The sequence below is a fragment of the Marinobacterium sp. MBR-111 genome, assembly GCF_040547585.1.
Lineage (GTDB): Bacteria > Pseudomonadota > Gammaproteobacteria > Pseudomonadales > Balneatricaceae > Marinobacterium > Marinobacterium iners.
This window is the reverse complement of record NZ_JBEPQA010000013.1, coordinates 1-19,955: the sequence shown is the minus strand read 5'-3', so window position 1 is coordinate 19,955 and position 19,955 is coordinate 1. Positions and strand designations below refer to the sequence as shown.

Annotated in this window: 20 protein-coding genes and 1 tRNA gene; 14 read left to right on the top strand and 7 right to left on the bottom strand. The window is 54.0% G+C overall.

Annotation, left to right across the window (positions count from 1 at the left end):
* Genes djlA through ABIE61_RS10535 form a run of 3 tightly spaced genes read right to left on the bottom strand, consistent with a single transcriptional unit; the run spans position 1 to position 2,554 of the window.
* Positions 1-819 (bottom strand): co-chaperone DjlA, encoded by an 819-nt coding sequence (gene djlA, locus ABIE61_RS10545; protein ID WP_206839306.1) that lies wholly within the window; start codon positions 817-819, stop codon positions 1-3.
* A gap of 11 nt (positions 820-830) precedes the next feature.
* A complete protein-coding gene (gene murU / locus ABIE61_RS10540; RefSeq protein ID WP_502915054.1) occupies positions 831-1,508 on the bottom strand; it encodes an N-acetylmuramate alpha-1-phosphate uridylyltransferase MurU in 678 nt (225 codons plus the stop codon).
* Positions 1,509-1,516: 8 nt separating this feature from the next.
* On the bottom strand, positions 1,517-2,554 hold the full coding sequence (locus ABIE61_RS10535; protein ID WP_354409271.1) for an aminoglycoside phosphotransferase family protein: 1,038 nt from the start codon (positions 2,552-2,554) through the stop codon (positions 1,517-1,519).
* 117 nt (positions 2,555-2,671) lie between these two features.
* On the opposite strand from ABIE61_RS10535, the gene ABIE61_RS10530 reads away from it, so the two are divergent.
* The 5 genes from ABIE61_RS10530 to apaG are packed head-to-tail and all read left to right on the top strand — an operon-like array spanning position 2,672 to position 9,129.
* Positions 2,672-5,626 (top strand): LPS assembly protein LptD, encoded by a 2,955-nt coding sequence (locus ABIE61_RS10530; protein WP_354409268.1) that lies wholly within the window; start codon positions 2,672-2,674, stop codon positions 5,624-5,626.
* Positions 5,613-6,905 (top strand): peptidylprolyl isomerase, encoded by a 1,293-nt coding sequence (locus ABIE61_RS10525; protein ID WP_206839278.1) that lies wholly within the window; start codon positions 5,613-5,615, stop codon positions 6,903-6,905. Before ABIE61_RS10530 ends, ABIE61_RS10525 begins: the two co-directional genes overlap by 14 nt.
* Before the next feature lie 2 nt (positions 6,906-6,907).
* Positions 6,908-7,900 carry a 4-hydroxythreonine-4-phosphate dehydrogenase PdxA gene (gene pdxA, locus ABIE61_RS10520; protein WP_354409266.1) on the top strand — a complete coding sequence of 331 codons (993 nt, stop codon included), beginning with the start codon at positions 6,908-6,910 and terminating at the stop codon, positions 7,898-7,900.
* A 3-nt stretch (positions 7,901-7,903) separates the two neighbouring features.
* Entirely contained in the window at positions 7,904-8,707 is an 804-nt protein-coding gene (gene rsmA, locus ABIE61_RS10515; protein ID WP_354409264.1) for a 16S rRNA (adenine(1518)-N(6)/adenine(1519)-N(6))-dimethyltransferase RsmA, read from the top strand.
* Positions 8,704-9,129 (top strand): Co2+/Mg2+ efflux facilitator ApaG/CorD, encoded by a 426-nt coding sequence (gene apaG / locus ABIE61_RS10510; RefSeq protein ID WP_502915053.1) that lies wholly within the window; start codon positions 8,704-8,706, stop codon positions 9,127-9,129. Before rsmA ends, apaG begins: the two co-directional genes overlap by 4 nt.
* Before the next feature lie 3 nt (positions 9,130-9,132).
* Here apaG and ABIE61_RS10505 read toward each other — a convergent pair whose 3' ends face one another.
* Positions 9,133-9,990: a DUF72 domain-containing protein gene (locus ABIE61_RS10505; protein WP_354409262.1), complete on the bottom strand. Its 858-nt coding sequence runs from the start codon at positions 9,988-9,990 to the stop codon at positions 9,133-9,135.
* 76 nt (positions 9,991-10,066) lie between these two features.
* On the opposite strand from ABIE61_RS10505, the gene ABIE61_RS10500 reads away from it, so the two are divergent.
* From ABIE61_RS10500 to ABIE61_RS10485, 4 genes are all read left to right on the top strand, one after another.
* Positions 10,067-10,891 carry a motility protein A gene (locus tag ABIE61_RS10500; RefSeq protein WP_354409260.1) on the top strand — a complete coding sequence of 275 codons (825 nt, stop codon included), beginning with the start codon at positions 10,067-10,069 and terminating at the stop codon, positions 10,889-10,891.
* Positions 10,888-11,685 (top strand): flagellar motor protein MotB, encoded by a 798-nt coding sequence (locus ABIE61_RS10495; RefSeq protein ID WP_354409257.1) that lies wholly within the window; start codon positions 10,888-10,890, stop codon positions 11,683-11,685. Before ABIE61_RS10500 ends, ABIE61_RS10495 begins: the two co-directional genes overlap by 4 nt.
* Positions 11,682-12,053 carry a PilZ domain-containing protein gene (locus ABIE61_RS10490; protein WP_091821828.1) on the top strand — a complete coding sequence of 124 codons (372 nt, stop codon included), beginning with the start codon at positions 11,682-11,684 and terminating at the stop codon, positions 12,051-12,053. Before ABIE61_RS10495 ends, ABIE61_RS10490 begins: the two co-directional genes overlap by 4 nt.
* Positions 12,054-12,106: 53 nt before the next feature.
* A tRNA-Met gene (locus ABIE61_RS10485) sits at positions 12,107-12,183 on the top strand.
* 339 nt (positions 12,184-12,522) lie between these two features.
* On the opposite strand, the gene ABIE61_RS10480 is transcribed toward ABIE61_RS10485, so the two are convergent.
* Positions 12,523-12,777: a helix-turn-helix domain-containing protein gene (locus ABIE61_RS10480; protein WP_354409255.1), complete on the bottom strand. Its 255-nt coding sequence runs from the start codon at positions 12,775-12,777 to the stop codon at positions 12,523-12,525.
* Between the two features lie 124 nt (positions 12,778-12,901).
* Between ABIE61_RS10480 and ABIE61_RS10475 the strand changes: the two genes are divergently transcribed.
* From ABIE61_RS10475 to ABIE61_RS10455, 5 genes are all read left to right on the top strand, one after another.
* Positions 12,902-13,138, top strand: a complete 237-nt coding sequence (locus tag ABIE61_RS10475) for a hypothetical protein (protein WP_206839263.1) — start codon at positions 12,902-12,904, stop codon at positions 13,136-13,138.
* On the top strand, positions 13,131-14,342 hold the full coding sequence (locus ABIE61_RS10470) for an Arm DNA-binding domain-containing protein (protein ID WP_354409252.1): 1,212 nt from the start codon (positions 13,131-13,133) through the stop codon (positions 14,340-14,342). The genes ABIE61_RS10475 and ABIE61_RS10470 overlap by 8 nt, the downstream gene beginning before the upstream one ends.
* Positions 14,343-14,355: 13 nt before the next feature.
* Positions 14,356-15,018, top strand: a complete 663-nt coding sequence (locus ABIE61_RS10465; protein ID WP_354409249.1) for a TraI domain-containing protein — start codon at positions 14,356-14,358, stop codon at positions 15,016-15,018.
* 359 nt (positions 15,019-15,377) lie between these two features.
* Positions 15,378-15,998: a hypothetical protein gene (locus ABIE61_RS10460; protein ID WP_354409247.1), complete on the top strand. Its 621-nt coding sequence runs from the start codon at positions 15,378-15,380 to the stop codon at positions 15,996-15,998.
* Positions 15,999-16,142: 144 nt separating this feature from the next.
* Complete coding sequence (locus ABIE61_RS10455; protein WP_354409244.1) at positions 16,143-17,681, top strand: plasmid pRiA4b ORF-3 family protein; 1,539 nt, start codon at positions 16,143-16,145, stop codon at positions 17,679-17,681.
* On the opposite strand, the gene ABIE61_RS10450 is transcribed toward ABIE61_RS10455, so the two are convergent.
* Together ABIE61_RS10450 and ABIE61_RS10445 are read right to left on the bottom strand one after the other, a co-directional pair.
* The gene (locus tag ABIE61_RS10450) at positions 17,682-19,358 is read right to left on the bottom strand and encodes a sigma 54-interacting transcriptional regulator (protein ID WP_354409241.1); all 1,677 of its coding nucleotides are present in this window, start codon (positions 19,356-19,358) and stop codon (positions 17,682-17,684) included.
* 98 nt (positions 19,359-19,456) lie between these two features.
* Positions 19,457-19,852: a hypothetical protein gene (locus tag ABIE61_RS10445; RefSeq protein WP_354409239.1), complete on the bottom strand. Its 396-nt coding sequence runs from the start codon at positions 19,850-19,852 to the stop codon at positions 19,457-19,459.
* Positions 19,853-19,955 lie beyond the last annotated feature (103 nt).

The following is a 19,955-nucleotide window of genomic DNA, read 5'->3' as shown; positions in this document are numbered from 1 at the left end:
TCACCTCATGCCACGCGCCGCCTTGATGCGGTCATAGGCAGCCTGAATTTCCTGGGTTTTCTCTTTGGCAAGCTGAACCATGTCCTCTGGCAACCCTTTGGCAATGAGTTTGTCTGGATGATGCTGACTCATAAGCTTGCGCCAGGCCTTTTTGACATCGGCATCACTGGCTTCGGGGCTAACTCCGATTACACCATACGCATCCGCCAAAAGGCCTGCCTCGTTATAGCCAGGCTGCTGATGCGATTCCCAAGAGTGGCGCCTGAAAGCATCTTCTGCCCTCATGCGTGACATCAGCAGCTCCATTTCCTGCTGCGTGAAACGCAGTTCCGAAAACACCTGCTGCAGTACAGCTTGCTCTGCCGGGCTAATTTCGCCATCTGCCATCGCTGCCTGCAGCTGAATCTCGACGAACATCAATTTCACGGTCGGCCGCTGGCGCAGCACAATGGCAAGTGGCCTCAATACGGCGGCGATATCAAAATCGTCCTGCTTACCTTCCGTGAAATGCTCAATCGCTTCACGTCGACGCGCCTCGCTCAGGCTCATTCGGGTCATGACTTCACGGGCAAAAGCGATCTCGTTTTCGGTTACACGCCCATCCGCCTTGGCCACCTTGCCCATGACACTGAAGGTACCGCGAAAAAACAATTGCTGCGGATTATACGCCTGCAGTTTGCCGCTCAGGCTACGCTGAATCAGAAAGCCGACCGTACCGCCGATCAGTAAACCCAGAGGGCCGCCACTGAGCAGCCCAATCAAACCGCCAGTGATTGCCCCGGCCCGGTAACGCCGCAACTGTTGCAACAGGTTTTCCATAATTCCCTCCCCTAAATCCTGCCGTTACGCAGGCGTTGATCCAGTTGCGTCAGACGCTCTGGCGTACCAACATCTTCCCACCAGCCCTGATGACGCTCACCGTTGACCCGTCCACGCGCCATTGCTGCACGTAACAAGGGGGCCAGTGCAAAAGCGGTCTCGGTCACCCCCTCGAACAGCTGGGGAGTAAGCACACTCATGCCGCTGAAGGTCAGTCGTGGCTCACCCTGCTCACTGATTTGACCAGACGCCTGAAGTACAAAATCCCCTGCAGGATGCCAGGGTGGGTTGTCAGTCAACACCAGATGTGCCCCACCCTGAGCAGGCGCGACTTGAGCCAACTGGTGCAAGGGATGAGTACTGAAAACATCGCCGTTGAGTACCAGAAAAGGTTCATCGCCTCGCTCACACAACAACGGCAGAGCCTGCAGAATCCCTCCGCCCGTTTCCAGTGGCTCAATTTCGGGCGAGTACTGAATCCGTGCCCCGTAGCGACTGCCATCCTGAAGGTAATCCTCAATCTGCTGACCCAGCCAAGCGTGATTAATCACGATATCGGTAACACCGGCGGCCACCAGCCGCTCAATGGGATACTCGATCAGCCGCTTGCCACCCACGCTGAGCAGCGGTTTGGGGGTTGTCAGGGTCAGCGGTCGCATACGCGTCCCTAACCCTGCCGCAAGAATCATCGCTCGCATCACTGCCACCAACGCTCGATCTGCTTGCCGGCAAAATGCGGATGCGCCACGAAGGCAGGTACCACTCGCCGATCCAGCCAGCGCACGAACGGCGCCAGCTCCTCATAGCGTGAAGCGACCCGGTAAAGATAGGCAAAGGTTCTGGGCAGGTCATCCAGGTATCCAGCCTTGCCGTCACGTAGCCAAAGCCGGGCGAAAATACCCAGCACCTTTATATGGCGCTGCATGCCCATCAAATCGAACTGCTGCTGAAACAGCCCCTGCTCCGCAACATCAAGACCATCCTGTTTCAGGCGCTGACGGAACGCTTCCACCCAGAAGCGCACCTGTTCGTCTGGCCAGTCGATATAACAGTCACGCAACAGCGAGACCAGATCATAGGTAACAGGCCCCGATACGGCATCCTGAAAATCGATAATGCCCAACCGGCCATCGTCGATCAGCATCAAATTGCGCGAGTGGTAATCTCGGTGCACACTGACTTGTGGCTGCGCCAGCGCGGATTCAATCAGCAGCTTGGCCACCAGACCAAGGAGGTGGTATTCCTCTTCCTGCAGCTCCAGTCCCAGTAAACGTGTCAAAAACCACTCGGGAAACAGCGCCATCTCGCGCGCCAGCATCACACGGTCATAGGGGGGTAATGCAGGCTGATCGGTTGTACGCTGAATCTGCCGTAACGCTTCGAAGGCTGCGGCATAATGCTGCTCTACCGTTGTTTCGGAAAGCTGGGGTAGTAGAAGCTGGTCCCCAAAGTCCTCTAGCAGCATAAAGCCCAGCTCAAGGTCGCTGGCAATCACCCTCGGTACCGCAATGCCCTGTGCATGCCAGGCCTGAGCTATGGCCAGAAAAGGCTCACAATCCTCATGCTCGGGCGGCGCATCAACGGCAATCCAGCTCCCCTCAGGGCCTGTGGCTCGAAAATAACGGCGGAAACTGGCGTCACCGGAGACTGCCTGCAGCTCAGCGTCCACCTCCATTTCCTGCGCAGCGGCCTGCTGCTGTACCCATTCTGAAAGCTGTTTCAGCCGTTGCCCCATTCGCCCTTATCCTCTAGCACTTGAAGTTGTGAATGCTTTATCATGCATGGCTCGGTATGGTACTCGACTTACGGGCTGGCGTGAAACCGGCCACGACCGCAACTGGATGGCGATCTGATGCCCTTTAACACCCGCGCTGCATTCAAACTCACCCTTGCCATTGCTGCTGCCATCTGTACTCAGTCAGTACAGGCACAGGAGAGCAACGAACGACTCTGGAGCTGTAACCTGACTCCATCTGGAGAATGGGACTGTGAAGTCAATGAAGCCCTGATGCAGCAACAGGAGGGCACACCTTCTGCCAGTCAAGCAACGGCGGAAACCGACTCCACAACCGGGCAGGACACCCTCCAGCCCAGTGAGTCGTCTACAGCGGATACAACTGTAACGGCTACCACACAGAAAGAAGCGGCAGCTGAAACAGGCGCAGAATCCGTCAGCATCAGCACTGTATCTGCAGCGCCGCCCGTTACTGACACAGAGTTGAGAACAGGCGCACCAGCGACCATACAGTGGCCTGAGCCTGCAGCGGCTACACTACGATCGAAGCCCATCATGGCTCAAACACAGATTGCAGCGACCCCCACCACCTCTGGGGACTGGAGCTGTGTCGCTGTCGACGGTGAGTGGGACTGCAACCGCCAAAGTGATACCAACGGTCCTCGCCCAGGCATGGCCATTGCGGGATCGAGTGCTGCAATGACCGGCAAGCCGGAGTGGAGCTGCGAAGCTGACGGCAATGAATGGGCCTGTCAGCAGGTCGCCACTCAGGCCCCCTCTCAGCCTGCGGCCCAGGGCGCTCGCATCGCGACCCCTGCCAATCAAGCCGCGCTGGACTGGTATGCCTACGCACCCGGTGAGGCACCTGGTGCCTGTACTGGCCGCTACATTGAACCTGAATTTGCCTTTCTGGAAGATAACCGCCCCTTTGATCAACAGCCGGTCTATATCAATGCGCTCAGATCCAGCACAGAGCTTGGCGGCATTACCCGACTGGAAGGTGGTATCGAAATACAACGCGGTGGCCGCCTGTTTACAAGCGCCAGTGGCGAATTTGACCAGGGCGCGCGCGTTGCTCGCCTGATTGGTGGCGTTAATTACCGGGAAAAAGGCCTGCTCCTTCTGAGTGAGCAGGCCGAAGCGAACATGATCAGCGGTGAGACCCGATTCAATGGCGCTCAATATGTGATGCATGAGCAGCACATGCGTGGCAGCGCTGACAACATCACTCGCTTCGGTGATCGTCGTATTCTGTTGAACGAAGGCGCCATCACATTCTGCGAGCCTGGCAGCAATGCCTGGCAAATCGCAGCGGAATCCATTGAGCTCAACCCCGAGGCCGGACGAGGTGTCGCCCGGCATGCCACATTTGATGTTGCTGGCGTCCCCATCCTGTACACCCCTTATCTGTCATTCCCGATTGATGATCGTCGCCAGTCAGGCTTCCTCTACCCCAGCCTTGGTTACTCGGAAAGCAATGGGATCGATATCGCCATTCCCTACTACTTCAATCTGGCAGAGAATTTCGACGATACACTGACCCCACGCTACATCGGTGAACGCGGGCTGCTGCTGGAAAATGAATTCCGTTACATGAACCGCTGGTCACACAGCACTCTGAGTACAGCTTGGATGTCCGATGACAGTCGTTATAACGACAGTCGCTGGCTTTTTGGCGTCGAGCATAAGGGTACCCCTTATGACAACCTCTACAGCCGTATCGACTTCACCCGCGTCAGTGACGATGATTACTTTGAAGACCTTGGCACATCACTCGAAGTTCAGCGTGACGACCACCTCGATCAGCTGTTTGAGCTACGCTATCTGCAGCCAGGCTGGAATCTTGCACTGCGTACCGAAAGCTATCAGACCATTGGTGGTTCCACCCCCTATGAACGTTTGCCGCAGCTGTTGCTGACAGGCCATCAGAACCGCCTTGCCGGCATATTGGATCTAAGCTATCAGGCCGAATACACACGCTTTGAGCGTGATCTCGACAGTATCTACGCACCAGCAGGTGATCTGGCAGCGACTGTTGGCGACCGTGTACATCTGCGCCCCAAGCTAAGTCTGTCTCTTGACCGTCCCTGGGGGTTCATCCGTCCGGCCGTTACACTTTGGCACTCATCCTATGAGCTCGAAAACGAGCGCAATGGCGCCTTGGGAGGTAGCCAGTCAATCACTGCCAGTATTTACAGCCTGGACAGTGGACTGGTACTTGAACGTGATTTTGGCCTCGCTGAAAGCAACTATACACAAACGCTTGAACCTCGTTTATTCCTGCTGCATTCGGACGCCGACGCGCAGCCGGATTCACTGATACCCCGATTTGACTCGTCACAACTCGGCTTTACCTACTACAACCTGTTCCATGAAACCGGCTGGAGCGGTAACGACCGGGTAGCTGACACAACGCAGGCAACCATTGGTTTGTCCAGTGCCCTGTATAATGATCTAGGTATGGAAAAGCTGCGCGTGGGTGTGGCTCAGGCACAGTATTTTGCTGATCGTGAGCACGCGGGTCGTCCGGGTGATAACATTACAGGCTCTACTGCAGGCAGCTCCAATTTGGCCACTCTGGCCAACTGGAGTATCACGCCCAGCCTGAAGCTGAGTCATGATGGCGAAGTTGATCGCGACAGTTACGAGTTTCTGGAACACAACTACAAGCTAAGCTATCTGCCGGGTGACAAGCGCCTGCTCTACGTGAGTTATCGTGACAGTATCGAAAAGGATCTCAATGAAGGTGTTAAGCAGCTGGATGTAGCCTTTCGCTGGCCTCTTAACAAAAGCTGGACCAGTTACGGTCGCTGGCAACATGACCTGGACAACAGCGAAAACCTTGAAACCCTGCTCGGGGTCGAATACGCCAGCTGCTGCTGGAAGATGCGCCTTACCGGTCGCAGCTGGGTAGTTGATCCCAATACAGTTGCCCAAAACCAGTTTGAAACCGATACAGGCATCTTCCTGCAATTCGTTTTCCGAGGCCTTGGCGCCTTTGGACAAGGCAGTGGCCGCGAGTTCCTGGAAGATATCACCGGATATGATGAGGATGAAAATGGCTCTTTCTAAACTGAGGCACCCCCTGGCGGCCTTGCTACTGTTGGCCCTGCCGCTGACCTCCGTCAACGCCGAGTTACTCGATCGTGTAGCCGCCATCGTGAATGAAGATGTGGTTCTGGAAAGCGAGCTTGAACAACGGTTGGAGCTGGTGACTGAACAGATCAATGCCCGCGGTGAAGACACGCGCCTGCCACCCGAAAATGTCCTTAAACAGCAGGTGCTGGACCGCTTGATTCTGGAAAGCATTCAGACACAAATTGCCCAGCAGCAGGGCATCCGCGTCTCCGACCGCCAGCTGAACGATGCTCTGGAACGCATCGCGCAGCAAAACAACATGACGCTGGGACAGTTCCGCGAAGCACTGATTGCCGAGGGCCAGGATTACAACGCTGCTCGTGAGCAGATTCGGCGCGAAATTCTGCTCAGCCAGGTGCAGCAGAGTAACGTCAACCGTCGCATCAGTGTCTCTGACCAGGAGGTACAAAACTTCCTTGATTCAGAGTTGGGACAGCAGGAAATTCAGGCGGAATTTCAGCTGCGCAACATCCTGATCGCACTGCCTGACGGCGCTTCGCCCCAGATGATTCAGCAAGCCGAGGAGAAGTCACGCGACCTGTATCAGCAACTGCAGGAGGGTGCAGACTTTGCCGAACTCGCACTGGCGGTATCCAATGCCCCCAATGCGCTGCAGGGTGGGGAACTGGGCTGGCGGCGCGAGTCCGAACTGCCTGAACCACTGGCTGCAGCCATCGGCAAGCTGAGCCCTGGTCAGATCAGCCAGCCAGTTCGCACTCCCGGCGGCTTTCATATCCTCAAAGTTGAGGACAAGCGTGGTGGCAAGGTCCAGCTGGTGAATCAGGTTAAGGTACGCCATATTCTGCTGACGCCAAATGAGATTCGCAGCCCCGAACAGACCCGCCGCCTGATCGACGAGCTGTACCGCCGCCTGCAGGATGGCGAACCCTTTGATGAACTGGCCCGTCGCTACAGTGACGATGCCGCCAGCGGCTCGCAGGGCGGTGACCTGGGCTGGACCCAGAATGGCCAGATGGTGCCTGAGTTTGAGCAGGTGATGAACAGCACCGACAAGGGTGAGATCAGTGAGCCCTTCCAGTCCCGTTTCGGCTGGCACATTCTGCAGGTACAGGACTATCGTACACAGGATATGGGTGAGGAGATGCTGGAATCTCAGGCACGCAACAGCATTCGCCAGCGTAAGTTCTCAGAGGAATTGAACAACTGGCTGCGCGAGATTCGATCTCAAGCCTATATTGAGCGCAAGATTTGACTGTGAGTTGCCCACGCCTTGCCATCACCCCCGGGGAGCCTGCCGGTATAGGCCCTGAGCTCTGCGTACAGCTGGCCCAGCAGGCGTTTCCCTGCCAGCTGGTTGCCGTAGCGGACCCGGAGCTACTGCGCCAGCGTGCTGCAGCCCTGGGGCTTGAACTTGAAGTACTCCCCTTCAACAGTGTCGAACCTGCTGCGCCCGCTCAGCCTGGAGCCATTTACTGCCAGCCGGTACAGCTCACGGCCAAAAGTGAACCCGGCCTGCTGAACCCGGCCAACGCTTCCTATGTGCTGGAAACGTTGCGACAGGCAACGCTGGGCTGCCTTTCCGGCAGTTTCGATGCGCTAATAACGGCACCTGTACACAAGGGCGTAATCAATGACGCCGGCATCGCCTTTACCGGCCATACCGAGTTTCTGGAAGAGATGACCGGCAGTCACAAGGTCGTGATGATGCTGGCCACTGAAGGACTGAAAGTCGCCCTGGCTACCACTCACCTGCCTCTTTCCGCCGTATCCGCCGCCATCACCCAACCGCTGTTGCGTGATGTCATTACGGTGCTGCTGCATGATCTCAAGCGGTCATTTGGCATCAAGCAGCCTCGCATACTGGTGGCCGGGCTCAACCCCCATGCCGGTGAGGGTGGCCACATGGGCCGCGAAGAGATCGATGTGATCGAGCCGATACTGGCGGAATTCAGACAGCACAGAGCTGACCTGGTGGGCCCCCTGCCCGCTGATACGCTGTTCACCGAACACCATCTCAAGGATGCCGATGCGGTGCTGGCCATGTATCATGATCAGGGACTGCCCGTCCTCAAGTACAAGGGATTCGGTCGAGCGGCCAACATCACACTGGGGTTACCGATCATCCGCACCTCGGTTGATCACGGTACGGCGCTTGACCTAGCCGGCACTGGGCTGGCCGACATTGGCAGCCTTCAGACCGCGCTGCGTTTTGCCCTCGACATGGCCCGCCATCAATCAGGTAACTGATCAATGAGTAAAAAACCCGTTGGACACAAGGCGCGCAAGCGTTTTGGTCAGAACTTTCTGCACGATCAGGGCGTCATAGGACGTATCATCCGTGCCATTAACCCCCAGCCGGGCGAACATATGGTCGAAATCGGCCCGGGGCTTGGGGCTCTGACTGAAGAACTGCTGGACGCCTGCAATGGCGAACTGGATGCCGTGGAGCTGGATCGGGACCTGATTCCGGTCCTGCGCACGCAGTTTTTCCGTTTTGCCGACACCTTCACCATCCATGAAGCCGATGCACTCAAGTTCGATTTTGAGAGCCTGAAACAGGATGAACGGCCGTTGCGCATTGTGGGTAACCTGCCCTATAACATCTCGACACCGTTGATCTTTCACCTGCTCAGCTTCAATGGCCTCATTAAGGATATGCACTTCATGCTGCAAAAGGAGGTCGTTGAGCGCCTGGCCGCAGGTCCGGGTGAAAACCACTACGGCCGACTGGGGATTATGGCCCAGTATTATTGCCGTATAGAGCCTCTGTTTATCGTGCCTCCGGAGGCTTTTTCGCCAGCACCCAAGGTCGACTCAGCCATCGTTCGTCTGGTCCCCTATGCAGACCCCCCGGTTCCGGCAAAGGATGTGCACCTGTTGCAAACAGTCGTGCGTACCGCCTTCGGTCAGCGCCGTAAAACACTGCGCAACAACTTGAAAACGCTGATTGATGCCGATCAGCTGGAACAGCTGGGCATCGACCCGGGACTACGCCCGGAGCGGCTGACACTGGCACAATTTGTCAGCATCAGCGATGCTTTGACTGCGTCATGAGCCCTGCTCACAAGCAAGAGGAAACCGAAAAACTGATGCAAAATCTGGACTACAGTCGAAACATCGAGATCCGTGTCGACACCGCCTACCTGCCGGAACAGTCCGAGCCAGAGGCGCACCGTTTTGTTTTTTCCTACCGAATCAGCATTACCAACAACAATACCGAAAGTGTTCAGCTATTGAGCCGACGCTGGCGCATCACCGACGGCAATGAACATGTTCAGGAAGTTGAGGGTGAGGGCGTGGTTGGAGAAAAACCAGTCATCGAACCTGGCCATACCTACGAGTACACCAGCGGCACCGTGCTTGCTACTGAGGTTGGCAGCATGCAGGGACACTACCATATGGTAACGGGTGACAATCAAGGCTTTGACGCTCAGATCCCCCCGTTCACTCTGGCTCAGCCCAACGCACTGCACTGAGTGTCAGAACAGCCCCGGTTGACGCCGGGGCTGCGTTGCCCAGTCGACAAAGCCACAAATCCCGGGCCGCTGTTGCTCCAGCCTCTGTGCAAACCAGCGCGCCAGCTCAGGCGCCCTCGCATTATCGGGCGAGTGCATGAATATGAAGGGGGTCCTGCCCTCATCAATCCATTTCAGTACCTGTCCAACCCAGGGTTCAAGCCACTGATAGCCCTGCTCCAGTGCCAGCGGTGCAATGAATCTCACCATGGGTGTTAACCCTGTCGCCAATACTCTCAGCGGCAGATCCGGTTTCTGCTGAAGTGCCTCTCGACTGACAGGGTCAGCCGCCGGGTTGGCAAACAAAGCTCTGGTATCAAAACTGATCCGATTGATCCCCGTTTCCATCAGCAGTCTGTTCAGACAGCGCTCCGGCTCTCCGCCCTGAAAAAACGCCTGATGCCGAACCTCTACCCCGTAACGCACGCCGGCTGGCAGCTGCTGCAGAAAGCGTTCAAGCAGAGTCAGGTCGCTCGGCCCGAAGCTGGCGGGCAGCTGCAGACAGAGCATTCCCAACCGCTGCTCCAGCAACAGCATATGATCCAGAAACGCACCCAGTTCAGCTCCGCAACTGCGCAGACGCGCTGCATGGCTGATGCTTTGGGGAAATTTGAAGCAGAAACGGAAATCTGCAGACGTTTGGCTCTGCCAACGCAACAACGTATCGCGCCCGGGAAGCCCATAGAAGGTCGTATTACCTTCCACTGAATTGAAGCAGGCGGCATACTGGGCCAGATCGGATTGCTGTGCATCCGTCTGGAAACTGTTATCCCACTGCGGATGTTTCCATTGCGGCAGGCCAATATAGTAGTCTGACGACATCGGTAGGGTCTTGTTATACTGCGACTTCACATTCCAGTGCCGACATTGGCACGGCTGTACAGGGTACTCAAAAACAATGGATTTCGCCTCACTTCTCGGCATTTTTTCAGGCATTGCCCTGATCGTCAGCGCCATCCTGTTGGGCGGAAACCCCGATGTATTCGTCAACGTCCCCGGCCTGATGATCGTAGCCGGCGGGACTATTGCAGCCACACTGCTGACAGTACAGTTCAAGGATGTACTGAACGCCTTTAAGGCGGCCTGGATCGTATTCACCCAAGACAAAACCAATGCGCAGGAAATGATCGATACCATGCTTGAGCTGAGCCGGGTATCACATCGCCATGGTCTGTTGAAACTGGGGGATGTGGAAAGTGATTCTCACGTACTGAAGCGCGCCTGCAACCTGCTGGCCGAAGCCGCATCCGAGCAAGTAATAAGGAACACCCTGCAGAATGAGATCGATTCACTGATCGCACGTCATCACTCGGTACAGGACGTGTTTCGCAAGATGGCAGCCTATGCACCGGCTTTCGGCATGCTGGGCACCCTGATCGGTCTGATCCAGATGCTCAGTCAGTTGAGCAACCCGGAAACCATTGGCCCCGCGATGGCCGTTGCTCTTTTGACAACCTTCTATGGTTCGCTTCTGGCCACCATGGTGTTCCTGCCCATTGCCGGCAAACTCCACGCGCGCACCCTGTCTGAGGTCACCAATCTGGAGATTATTCGGGAAGGCTGCATCAGTATCCTCACCAATGACCATTACATGCATGTCTACGAACAGCTGGCCTCCTACCTGCCCGAAGCCCAGCGCAAGCCGATTAAAATCGGCAAGGCACAAAAGCCCGGTGAAGAGAATGCCAAAGCAGCTCGCAAGAAGCCTGAGGCTTCGCGGTGAGCAGTCGTCGACGTGAACTGACAGACGACTCCGGCTCTCCAGGCTGGTTGATGACCTACGCCGACCTGATGACGTTGCTGCTTGTGTTCTTTGTTTTGCTGTTCTCCATGTCCAACCTGGAAAAGGAACGCTTTGCCGATGCAATGCGCTCATTTCAGACAGCTTTCCAGCGTGCCGTCTCCGGTGCGCCCAACAGTATCGTTCCACTGGAACACAACGCCCCAACCACTGACTCAACCGAAATTAACGATACCATTTTGCAAACGCCGGAAGAGCGTCCACAGTCCGATCAGGATTCTGATGCAGACCAGGAAGCACGCGCACTGGAGCTTGAGTGGCAGCAACTGACGCGTGACATGCAGCGAGCGTTTGAGCTGATGCAGATGCAAGATGCGGTCGAAATAGGCGCACCCAAGGATGGCAAGCTGTCTCTGCGCGTCAAGGGAGCAGCCCTGTTTGGCTCCGGCTCTGCCGAGTTCAATCGCGCCATGCTGCCGATGCTGGATGCACTGCTTGAGACGCTGGTGATCAACCCAGGCTACAAGCTGGAAATTCAGGGTCATACCGATGATATTCCGATCAGCACAGCTCAGTTCCCGTCAAACTGGGAATTGTCGGCCGTACGTGCCACCACAGTACTGCGCTATATGGTCGATGCAGGTATCAACCCCAAACGGCTGACGGCAACCGGCTATGGCTCTTCGATTCCGCTTGTACCGAACATCTCGCCAGAAAACAGGGCCATTAACCGCCGCATTGAATTCGTTTTGGAAAAACGGGCTGTAGAACAATGAAACCAAGGATCCATATTCCAGAGCTGGCCGACAACGGACGCAGGGCGTATCGCCTCAAGGTAAACGAGGACGACCCCATCTGGGTTGAAATACAGGGTATGAGCGTACACCTGGAAGACCTGTCTGAAACCGGCATCGCCTTTTTTGCTGAAGCAGACCTGTCGCTCCAATGCTATCCGGTCAGGCTGAAATTCCAGATTAATGATCGCGCATTCAGTTTTGACTGCTCACTCCAGCTGGTGCGCCAGGTAAATGAACTCTGGTGTGGCGACCTGTCGGGCCTGTCCGAGTTTGAGCACAGAATGCTGTCGCAGTTCGTAACCTGGTGCCAAACACGTGCCATCCGACGCGATAGAATGAAAACGTAATAAACTCTTGACCTTAGCTTAATCCGTGCGTAGTATACGCGTCATCAAGTTGATGCGGGGTGGAGCAGTCTGGTAGCTCGTCGGGCTCATAACCCGAAGGTCGTTGGTTCAAATCCAGCCCCCGCTACCAAATTTTAAGAGGCAGATCAGGTACTTACCGATCTGCCTTTTTTCATTGTGTGCCCAGAACACTGTCATGTGACAAATTGTGACAAACCCTGTGACATAAAAACGCTCCCATCCAACTGGTCACTTTTTGACCTGACCTTAAGGCGTCCTTGCCTCACATCTGTACTCTTGGCGCTTCATGCGAACCAGTGCCGGGTTTTGAGTGCTCCTTCCTTACACTGATCGCCCGTCTGCTCATCCAGTGTGAATTCGAGGAAGTCTCCCTATATTGCTCCACCTCCAGACCTTCGTGACCACAGCGGCTCTAGAGGCCTGAACACACTCCGTACTGGCTACCACTCTACTCCTGAGCCAGAGGGTCGCCCTCTCCCCCCTCATCTTTGACATGCGTTATGAGGCTCTCAATCTCACAATTGAAGTAGAAGCAGAGCTTATCCAGATTATCCGTCACCGTACTACTGCCTTGGTGGTTCAACATCTTTGACAGGGTCATCCTGTTGATTCCCGTTTCCTTAGCAATCTCAGAAACAGTAATCCTTCTTTTCTCCTGGAATTCCTTTTCGGCGATCAGTTCCTTGAGGTGATAACGAATCATGCATACCTCTGATAAAAACAATTATCACAAGATGCTTGAAATAATCATCTGATGCGTTATATTAACAATCAGATGATAATTTAAATCATCAAACGATAGCTTAAAGACGAAGAGGCATGATCTCATGAACAACACATACCTGACAACGGAAGAGCTGTCCTCCCGCATCAAGTACGACCCTCGCACTATCCGGCAGAACCTGAAGGACTCAGTGCTTATTGAAGGCAAGCACTACATTCGCCCTTTCGGTGGCCGGAAGATCCTCTACATCTGGGAGACCATCGAAGAAGACATGCTCAACGTTACACATGCGAGCAGCCTGGAGATCCCGATGGCAAACGGCGGGGTGTGCTATGGGTAAGGTCCGGGCACGGAAAGAAACAGGCAACCTCTACATGGATTTCAACTACATGGGTGTGCGCTGCCGGGAACAGACCGCCCTGCCCGATACCCCGTCAAACAAGAAGAAGGTGGAGGCTTTGCTGAAGCGCATCGAAGCATTGATTGTGCTCGACCAGTTCAACTATGCGGATTTTTTCCCAACCAGTAAAAATGTCAAAAAGTTTGCTGAAAAGCCTAATTTTGTTGCAGCAACTGAGAGCAACGAGAAGAACAACGGCAGCAGCTGCCCTCTCTTCTCTGAGTTTGCCGAGCAGTGGTTCTCTGAGGTCAAAATTGAATGGCGTAACTCGCATATCCGCAATGTGCGCTCACTGCTGGACAGTTCTATCTTGCCGTTTTTTGGTGAAAAACCGCTCGATCAGATCACCAAGGGCGATCTGATGGAGTATCGCAGCCAGCAGTCAAAGCTGCCAGGACGCAACGGGAACACGTTCATCTCAGCCAAAAGCCTGAACAACCGCATGGGTCTGGTGAAGCTGATCATGGACGAAGCATCGGATCGCTTCGGTTTTGAGAATCCTTATCGGAACATCAAGCCACTCAGGTTGCAAAAGGTACACATCGAGCCGTTCTCGCTGCTTGAAGTCAACCGCATCATTGAAAACGTGCGTGAAGACTACCGCAACTACTACACCCTGCGGTTCTTTACCGGCATGCGCTCTGGCGAGATCGATGGTCTCAAATGGGAATACATCGACTTCGACAAACGCCAGATTCTGGTTCGAGAGACCTTGATCGCTGGTCAGACGGAATACACCAAGACCGATGGCTCGCAGCGGGAGATTCCGATGCTCGGCCCTGTGTATGACGCGCTGAAAGACCAGTTCCAGAGTACCGGCAGGTTGAGCCCCTATGTGTTCTGCAACACCGAAGGCAAGCCATTGGACCAAAACAACGTTACCAAGCGTGTCTGGTATCCGCTCCTGCGTTACCTAGGACTCAAAAAGCGCCGTCCTTATCAGACCCGCCATACCTGCGCCACGCTGCTGCTGGCATCCGGCGAGGTCGCAGAGTGGGTTGCACGATTCCTTGGGCACTCCTCCACGGAAATGCTGTTCAAGGTCTACTCGCGCTATATCCCTAACCTGACGCGAATGGACGGCTCTGCATTTGAAAACCTTGTTCGCACTCACAAAGACAAGAACGACCAGTCATCCGACTGACAGGAGAAACGTTATGAACATTTCTAACACCTTGGCTGACCATACACAGCCGTATCACGACCTTCTGCGCATCACCAGCCTGGTCACCCACACCGATCAGGACGGAGAACCTGTTCATGAGTTGAAACTCAGCTGCTGGAGCATGACATATACGGCATTTGCCAACGCACAGTGCTGGATCGAGGCCGATGCATTAGGTCACCTGTCGCTGGTTGAGGTAATGGGGCACTGTGTCTGGGAGGATCAAATCCCCGTGCTCTACCTGACCTATATTGGCAAGCCCAAGCTGGACCAGTTTATGTCTCTTCCCTGCTTCTATACTCTGCCTCGGGACCTCTGTCCTTTGCCGGATATTTCAGACCAGCTGGTACATGCAGTTGTTGGCTTGAAAACCAAGCCCCTTCAGCACTTCGTGAAGCTGGTACTTGAACGCCGTGATCGCCTTCAAGCGTTCATGCAACTGCCGGCCAGTCAGAATGATCATCACGCCTACCCAGGGGGATTGCTTGAACATTCACTGTCGGTTGCACGTAATGTAATTGGCATGATCCAACTGAACGAGCCCGAAATGCCGATCGAGATGCAAGAAGCTGGATTTATCGCCGGGCTCCTGCACGACATTGGTAAGACGGGACCTATCGCAAGGGTGGCTTTCAGCAACCCATGGCATTGCTAATGGATCATGACCAGCTGACTCTTGAGCTGTGCGCCGTCGGGTTATCCTACCTGGATCGTGCAATACCGGAAATTGCAACAATGTTGCGGCATGTTTGGACCTGTGCAACACCCGGGGCACGCTATGGAAAACCCGCAATGACAACTCTGGCTCGGTATCTCCGGGATGCCGATGGCCAAAGCGCCATGAGTAACACCCATAAGCGGGTTTCACGCAACTATTCAAAGCGGGGCATGCTCAGCAGCAAGCACCAGCGCCTTTGGCTCCCCGCCACCAATCAACCTGTGTACAAGTCAGCTTGAATTTTTATCTGAGTACTGCTGCATGGAAACCCGTATTAACTTTTAAGGATAACGTCTATGTCCGATAAAGATCCCGCCATGAAGAATATTACCGAAGTCGACTCAGGGTTCATGGTTCGTAAACACGTCAACGGCAAGCGCCATCAGCTGTTTTTCGGCAATGCTGCCTACGGTAGCCGAGATCAAGCACTGGCAGCGGCCATGCGCGCGCGCGATGAGCTAGTCTCCTCACTGGAAGAGAAGCGCGTACTGCCAACCTACAATTACCATAATCCAACCGGGCTGACGGGGATATCATGGCACTGCAAAGCCAACCCTCACCGCAACGGCAATATCTCTCATCAATTCCGTGTGCAGGCACCTAATACAGCAGGTGGAAAAGCATTTAAAACCAGCTTCTCAGTCAAAGAACACGGACTCTGGAAAGCATACCTCAATGCCGTTGTCTGGCGGATTGAACACACATTTTCTCTGCTGGAAGAAGCACCGAATACCGCCCGTTCGTTCCGGCATTTTATGACTCATTATCTGGATACGCTTACTCATTCAGCGCCAGGACCACACCGAGATGAATTGAATCTTCGCTTGAGCGCACTACTCGCAGATACCACTACACCAAAAACCATCTGCATAATGGTGATCGAGTTGCTGGTGGCCGAACGGCGGTACGCTGCCTGAAGCGCCTTTTACTCCCCGGGCCAGTCATACCGGCATGACCGGCCCGTAACACCTCCCTCAATACACCCTGAAGTTCCACTCTCTCGCTCTCACATTTCCACAACCGTCTGGTACGATAGTGTTTTTCACCAGTCGGATCTGCCAATGGCCACCCAGTCCAGCACACTCTATCAACTTCATATTGAACTGGAACATGTTCGGCCCGCCGTATGGCGCCGCCTTCTGCTGCCCGCCGAGATGAGACTGAGTGAGCTGCACCCCATTTTACAGGCCGCGATGGGCTGGCAGGATCTGCACTACTACTGCTTCGTCACGGCTGATCAGCGATTCTTCACTGATGAAGAAGTCATAAACCAGGGCTTTGAGGAATGGCAGGACGATACAACGGCTCGTTTGCAGGATGTACTGACGACGACCAAGCCGGAGCTGTTCTACGAATACGATTTTGGTGACGGCTGGCGACATCGTATTCGTCTGGAAAAATCACTGCCATTAATTGGCGCACAACCAAGTGAGGCACTCTGCCTTGCCGGTGAAAACGCCTGCCCACCCGAGTCTTGTGGTGGGATACCGGGCTACGATCACCTTATCGCTATCCTGAAAGACCCTCAGCATGATGAGTATGACGAGCTATGTGACTGGCTTGGCACTGACTCCTTTGATCCTGCTCACTTCGATAAAAAGTCTGTTAATGCCCGATTGGAGGCGATGCACCACTACAGCCCGTTGCTGGTTCACGATGAGCTCTTTGAGGCCTTCAAGTCCGTACAGCCTGAAATTGACCGGCTGTTACAGCAGGGTGAGTTTGAGTCCGACATGATCAGACAGGCATTTATTGATCAGTTTTTGCTTCACATCATGGAGGATGATGAGCAACCGCTGGTTGAGCTGCCGATGTCGCCTCACCTGCTGCATCAGCTACTCTATCACCCCTTTGAAGCCCCGGAAGTGCTGCAGTTTAACCCTACAGCGGCTACGCCTGAAAACTCGCCACTGTTGGCGCTGTTCAAGACGCTGGCCGAGTGCGCTGAGGAAAAGGGCATCAAACTGACCAAAAAAGGCAACCTGCCACTGGCCGTGGTGCGCAAAATGGTCGATGCAGTCGATCCCGATCTACTGCACTACAATCAATTTATCTGGCAAAGAGGGTATCGCTCCGAAGAGGATGTGCCACCCGTAAATTACAGCCGCATCATCGCAATCGTGAGTGGCCTGTGTCGGGTCGTGAAAGGTCAGTTAGTGCTCACACGAAAAGGCCGGGCCATTCTGAAAAAGCAGGACTGGGCTGCTGCCTTCCACACCCTGATGCAGGGGCTGTTTACCCAATTCAACTGGGCCTATGTGGATAACTATCCGGCAATGCCATCAATCCGATTAACGGCATTGGTTTTGCTTTACCGTCTGCACACACAGCAGAGCAAGCTCAAAAGCGTTGATGCAGCCCGGTACCTGAGAGAGCTTTTCCCGCACATGATGGCTGAGCTCGAAGAAGAAGGCTTCCGTATCTACCGAGAACCCGGTGAAGTATTCACTGATGTAATCAAACATCGCCTGGCGACACTGCTCACGCTGGCGGGGCTGATCGAGCTCGAGCAGGATCAAAAAACCGTTATGCTTGAAAAGGATGATTCATGCTTGGAGTTGAGCCCGCTTGGCAAGAAGTATTTCGAGTGGAAAAGTTAATTAAGTCCGATTAACTCTTTGCACTCGATAGGCTACTTGACGCCTGGTAACGCCCAGTATCTTCGCTGCTTGAGTAAGATTACCACCTGCTCTATCAACAGCTAATTGGTAGATTCGATTTAGATGGGTTTCCATGTCGACCGAGCTATCAATCAGTGATTCGTATAGATTATCCATGCGCCCCTCATCTATTTTGCACAGGTGTCCTCCTGAATCGAGTCCAGCACCTACAATGGATAATCCAACCTTACCCGGGAATAGATGTTCGATCTCTATATTCCCCCCCTCAGGGGCCAGAAGGACAGCCCTTTCGATAAGGTTCTCCAGCTCACGTATATTTCCAGGCCACTCGTAGTCACTCATGGCTTGAATTGCCCCATCAGTAATACCATTTATGGATTTCCCATAAAGCGGCAAATACTTATCCAACATCGCCTGAGCTAATAGTGGAATATCTGATTTGCGTTCACGCAGAGGTGGTATATTGACTGGGTAAGTCGCTATACGGTAAAAAAGATCTGCCCTGAAGGCACCGTCAGCTATTGCCTTTTCTAGATCTACATTAGTAGCAGCAATAAGCCTCACATCGACTTTTCGTGTCTCGTTGTCTCCCAACCGCTCGACCTCACCGCTTTGCAGTACACGTAGCAGCTTTACTTGTGCAGAGGGCGAAAGATCACCAACCTCATCAAGAAAAAGTGTACCGCCATCTGCCCGTTCAAAACGTCCTGGGCGAGACTCCTGGGCGCCCGTATATGCACCTCGACGTACACCAAATAACTCGGCTTCGATTAGCTCGTTTGGTATGGCAGCACAGTTGATTGCTACAAAAGGTTGCTCTGCACGATCACTGTTATCGTGTAACCATTTAGCAAACACCTCTTTGCCAACTCCTGTCTCACCGAGAAGCAGTACATTTATAGGACCACGACAAGCTTTATGTAGAAGATCGAAAGCCTTTACAAACCCGGAGGACTGTCCGACCAGGTTTCCTCTATTCAGGGGTTCAAGTTTAGGTCTGGAACCGCGAAGCTGTTGCAGCTGCTCTTCGAGATCACAGGCAGAAGTCTGGCCTTGATCCGTCCTAAACAAGTCGATATAACTGTCATCATTCCACTCTTCAGCAGGCTTCCCGATGACGAGGCAGTGAGAATCACCTTTGCAGGCACATTCAACTTCTCGAAAAACGATGAACCTCCGAAAAAAGGTACTGACATAACCTGAGGCATAGCCAACAAGCGTCCAACATCTAACATCGTCCCCAACACCAAACTGCTGGATATGTGCTTCTGCCTCCCATGAGCCCTCCATGCGGACGTGTCCATCAAAGCTGCCCTGCTCCCAGTCTATCTTTGCTTGAGTAATTTCAGCTTTAACATGCCCCTCAAATGCGTGAAGCTCAGGACCAATTTTGAATACATCATAATCATCACCCGCTCCATACAACTGCGTTGCAACCTGTGCATCCAATTGGCCAGCTCTGAATCCAAGGCGTATCAAAACCCCACGGGCACGAGCCTCGCCCATACTCGAAAACAGTTCATCTCTTAAGCCGCTCAATGCCTGAGTATGCAAGAGCAACATGCGATTTTCGCCCAACCAAATGTGGCCATTGTCGATGTTGAATTTGAGCTTCGAGCGGAGATTGAAATGCTCGATCAATCTTTTCTCACTCATACATTATCCACTCAAGTTACTTCTAATAATGGCGGCTCTGCTCGGCATCACCCCGCCACACTTGGAGCGGAGCTTGGCCTCTGGGAGGAAATACAAACCTAAGCCAGTGCCAAAATGGCCTCACATGCTTGCTTGACCTTCTGGTATGCCGGTCGAACCTGCTGTGCCCCCAGCTCTCGGGCCTTCAGCAACTCGCCTCGCTCAGCCAACTTGAAAATCACATCCCGAGAAGAGCGATAATCCTTGACAGCTGCACGCAATGTACTTACCAGTCGATCTTTCAACAAGGGATCCGTATTCATGTAGTTTGCACCGCCAATTCGATCCATCTGTATGTCGATAAAGCCATCAATTTGCCGAACTCGCTGTACAAATGGTACTACCTGACCAGAGTCTCGTACATTCATAATCATGATGTTATTCAATCGTATCTCTTCGATTAGATCCATGAGAATCGCTCGATCACTTGCCGTTACATCCAAGTCACTGGCCATATCTTTAACCTGATTCCGTGACTTAAAACTCAGCTTCGCATCTCCACACACCTGTAACCACGCGGCCTGCGGCGGTAATATGGACGCCATTCTCGATTCACCC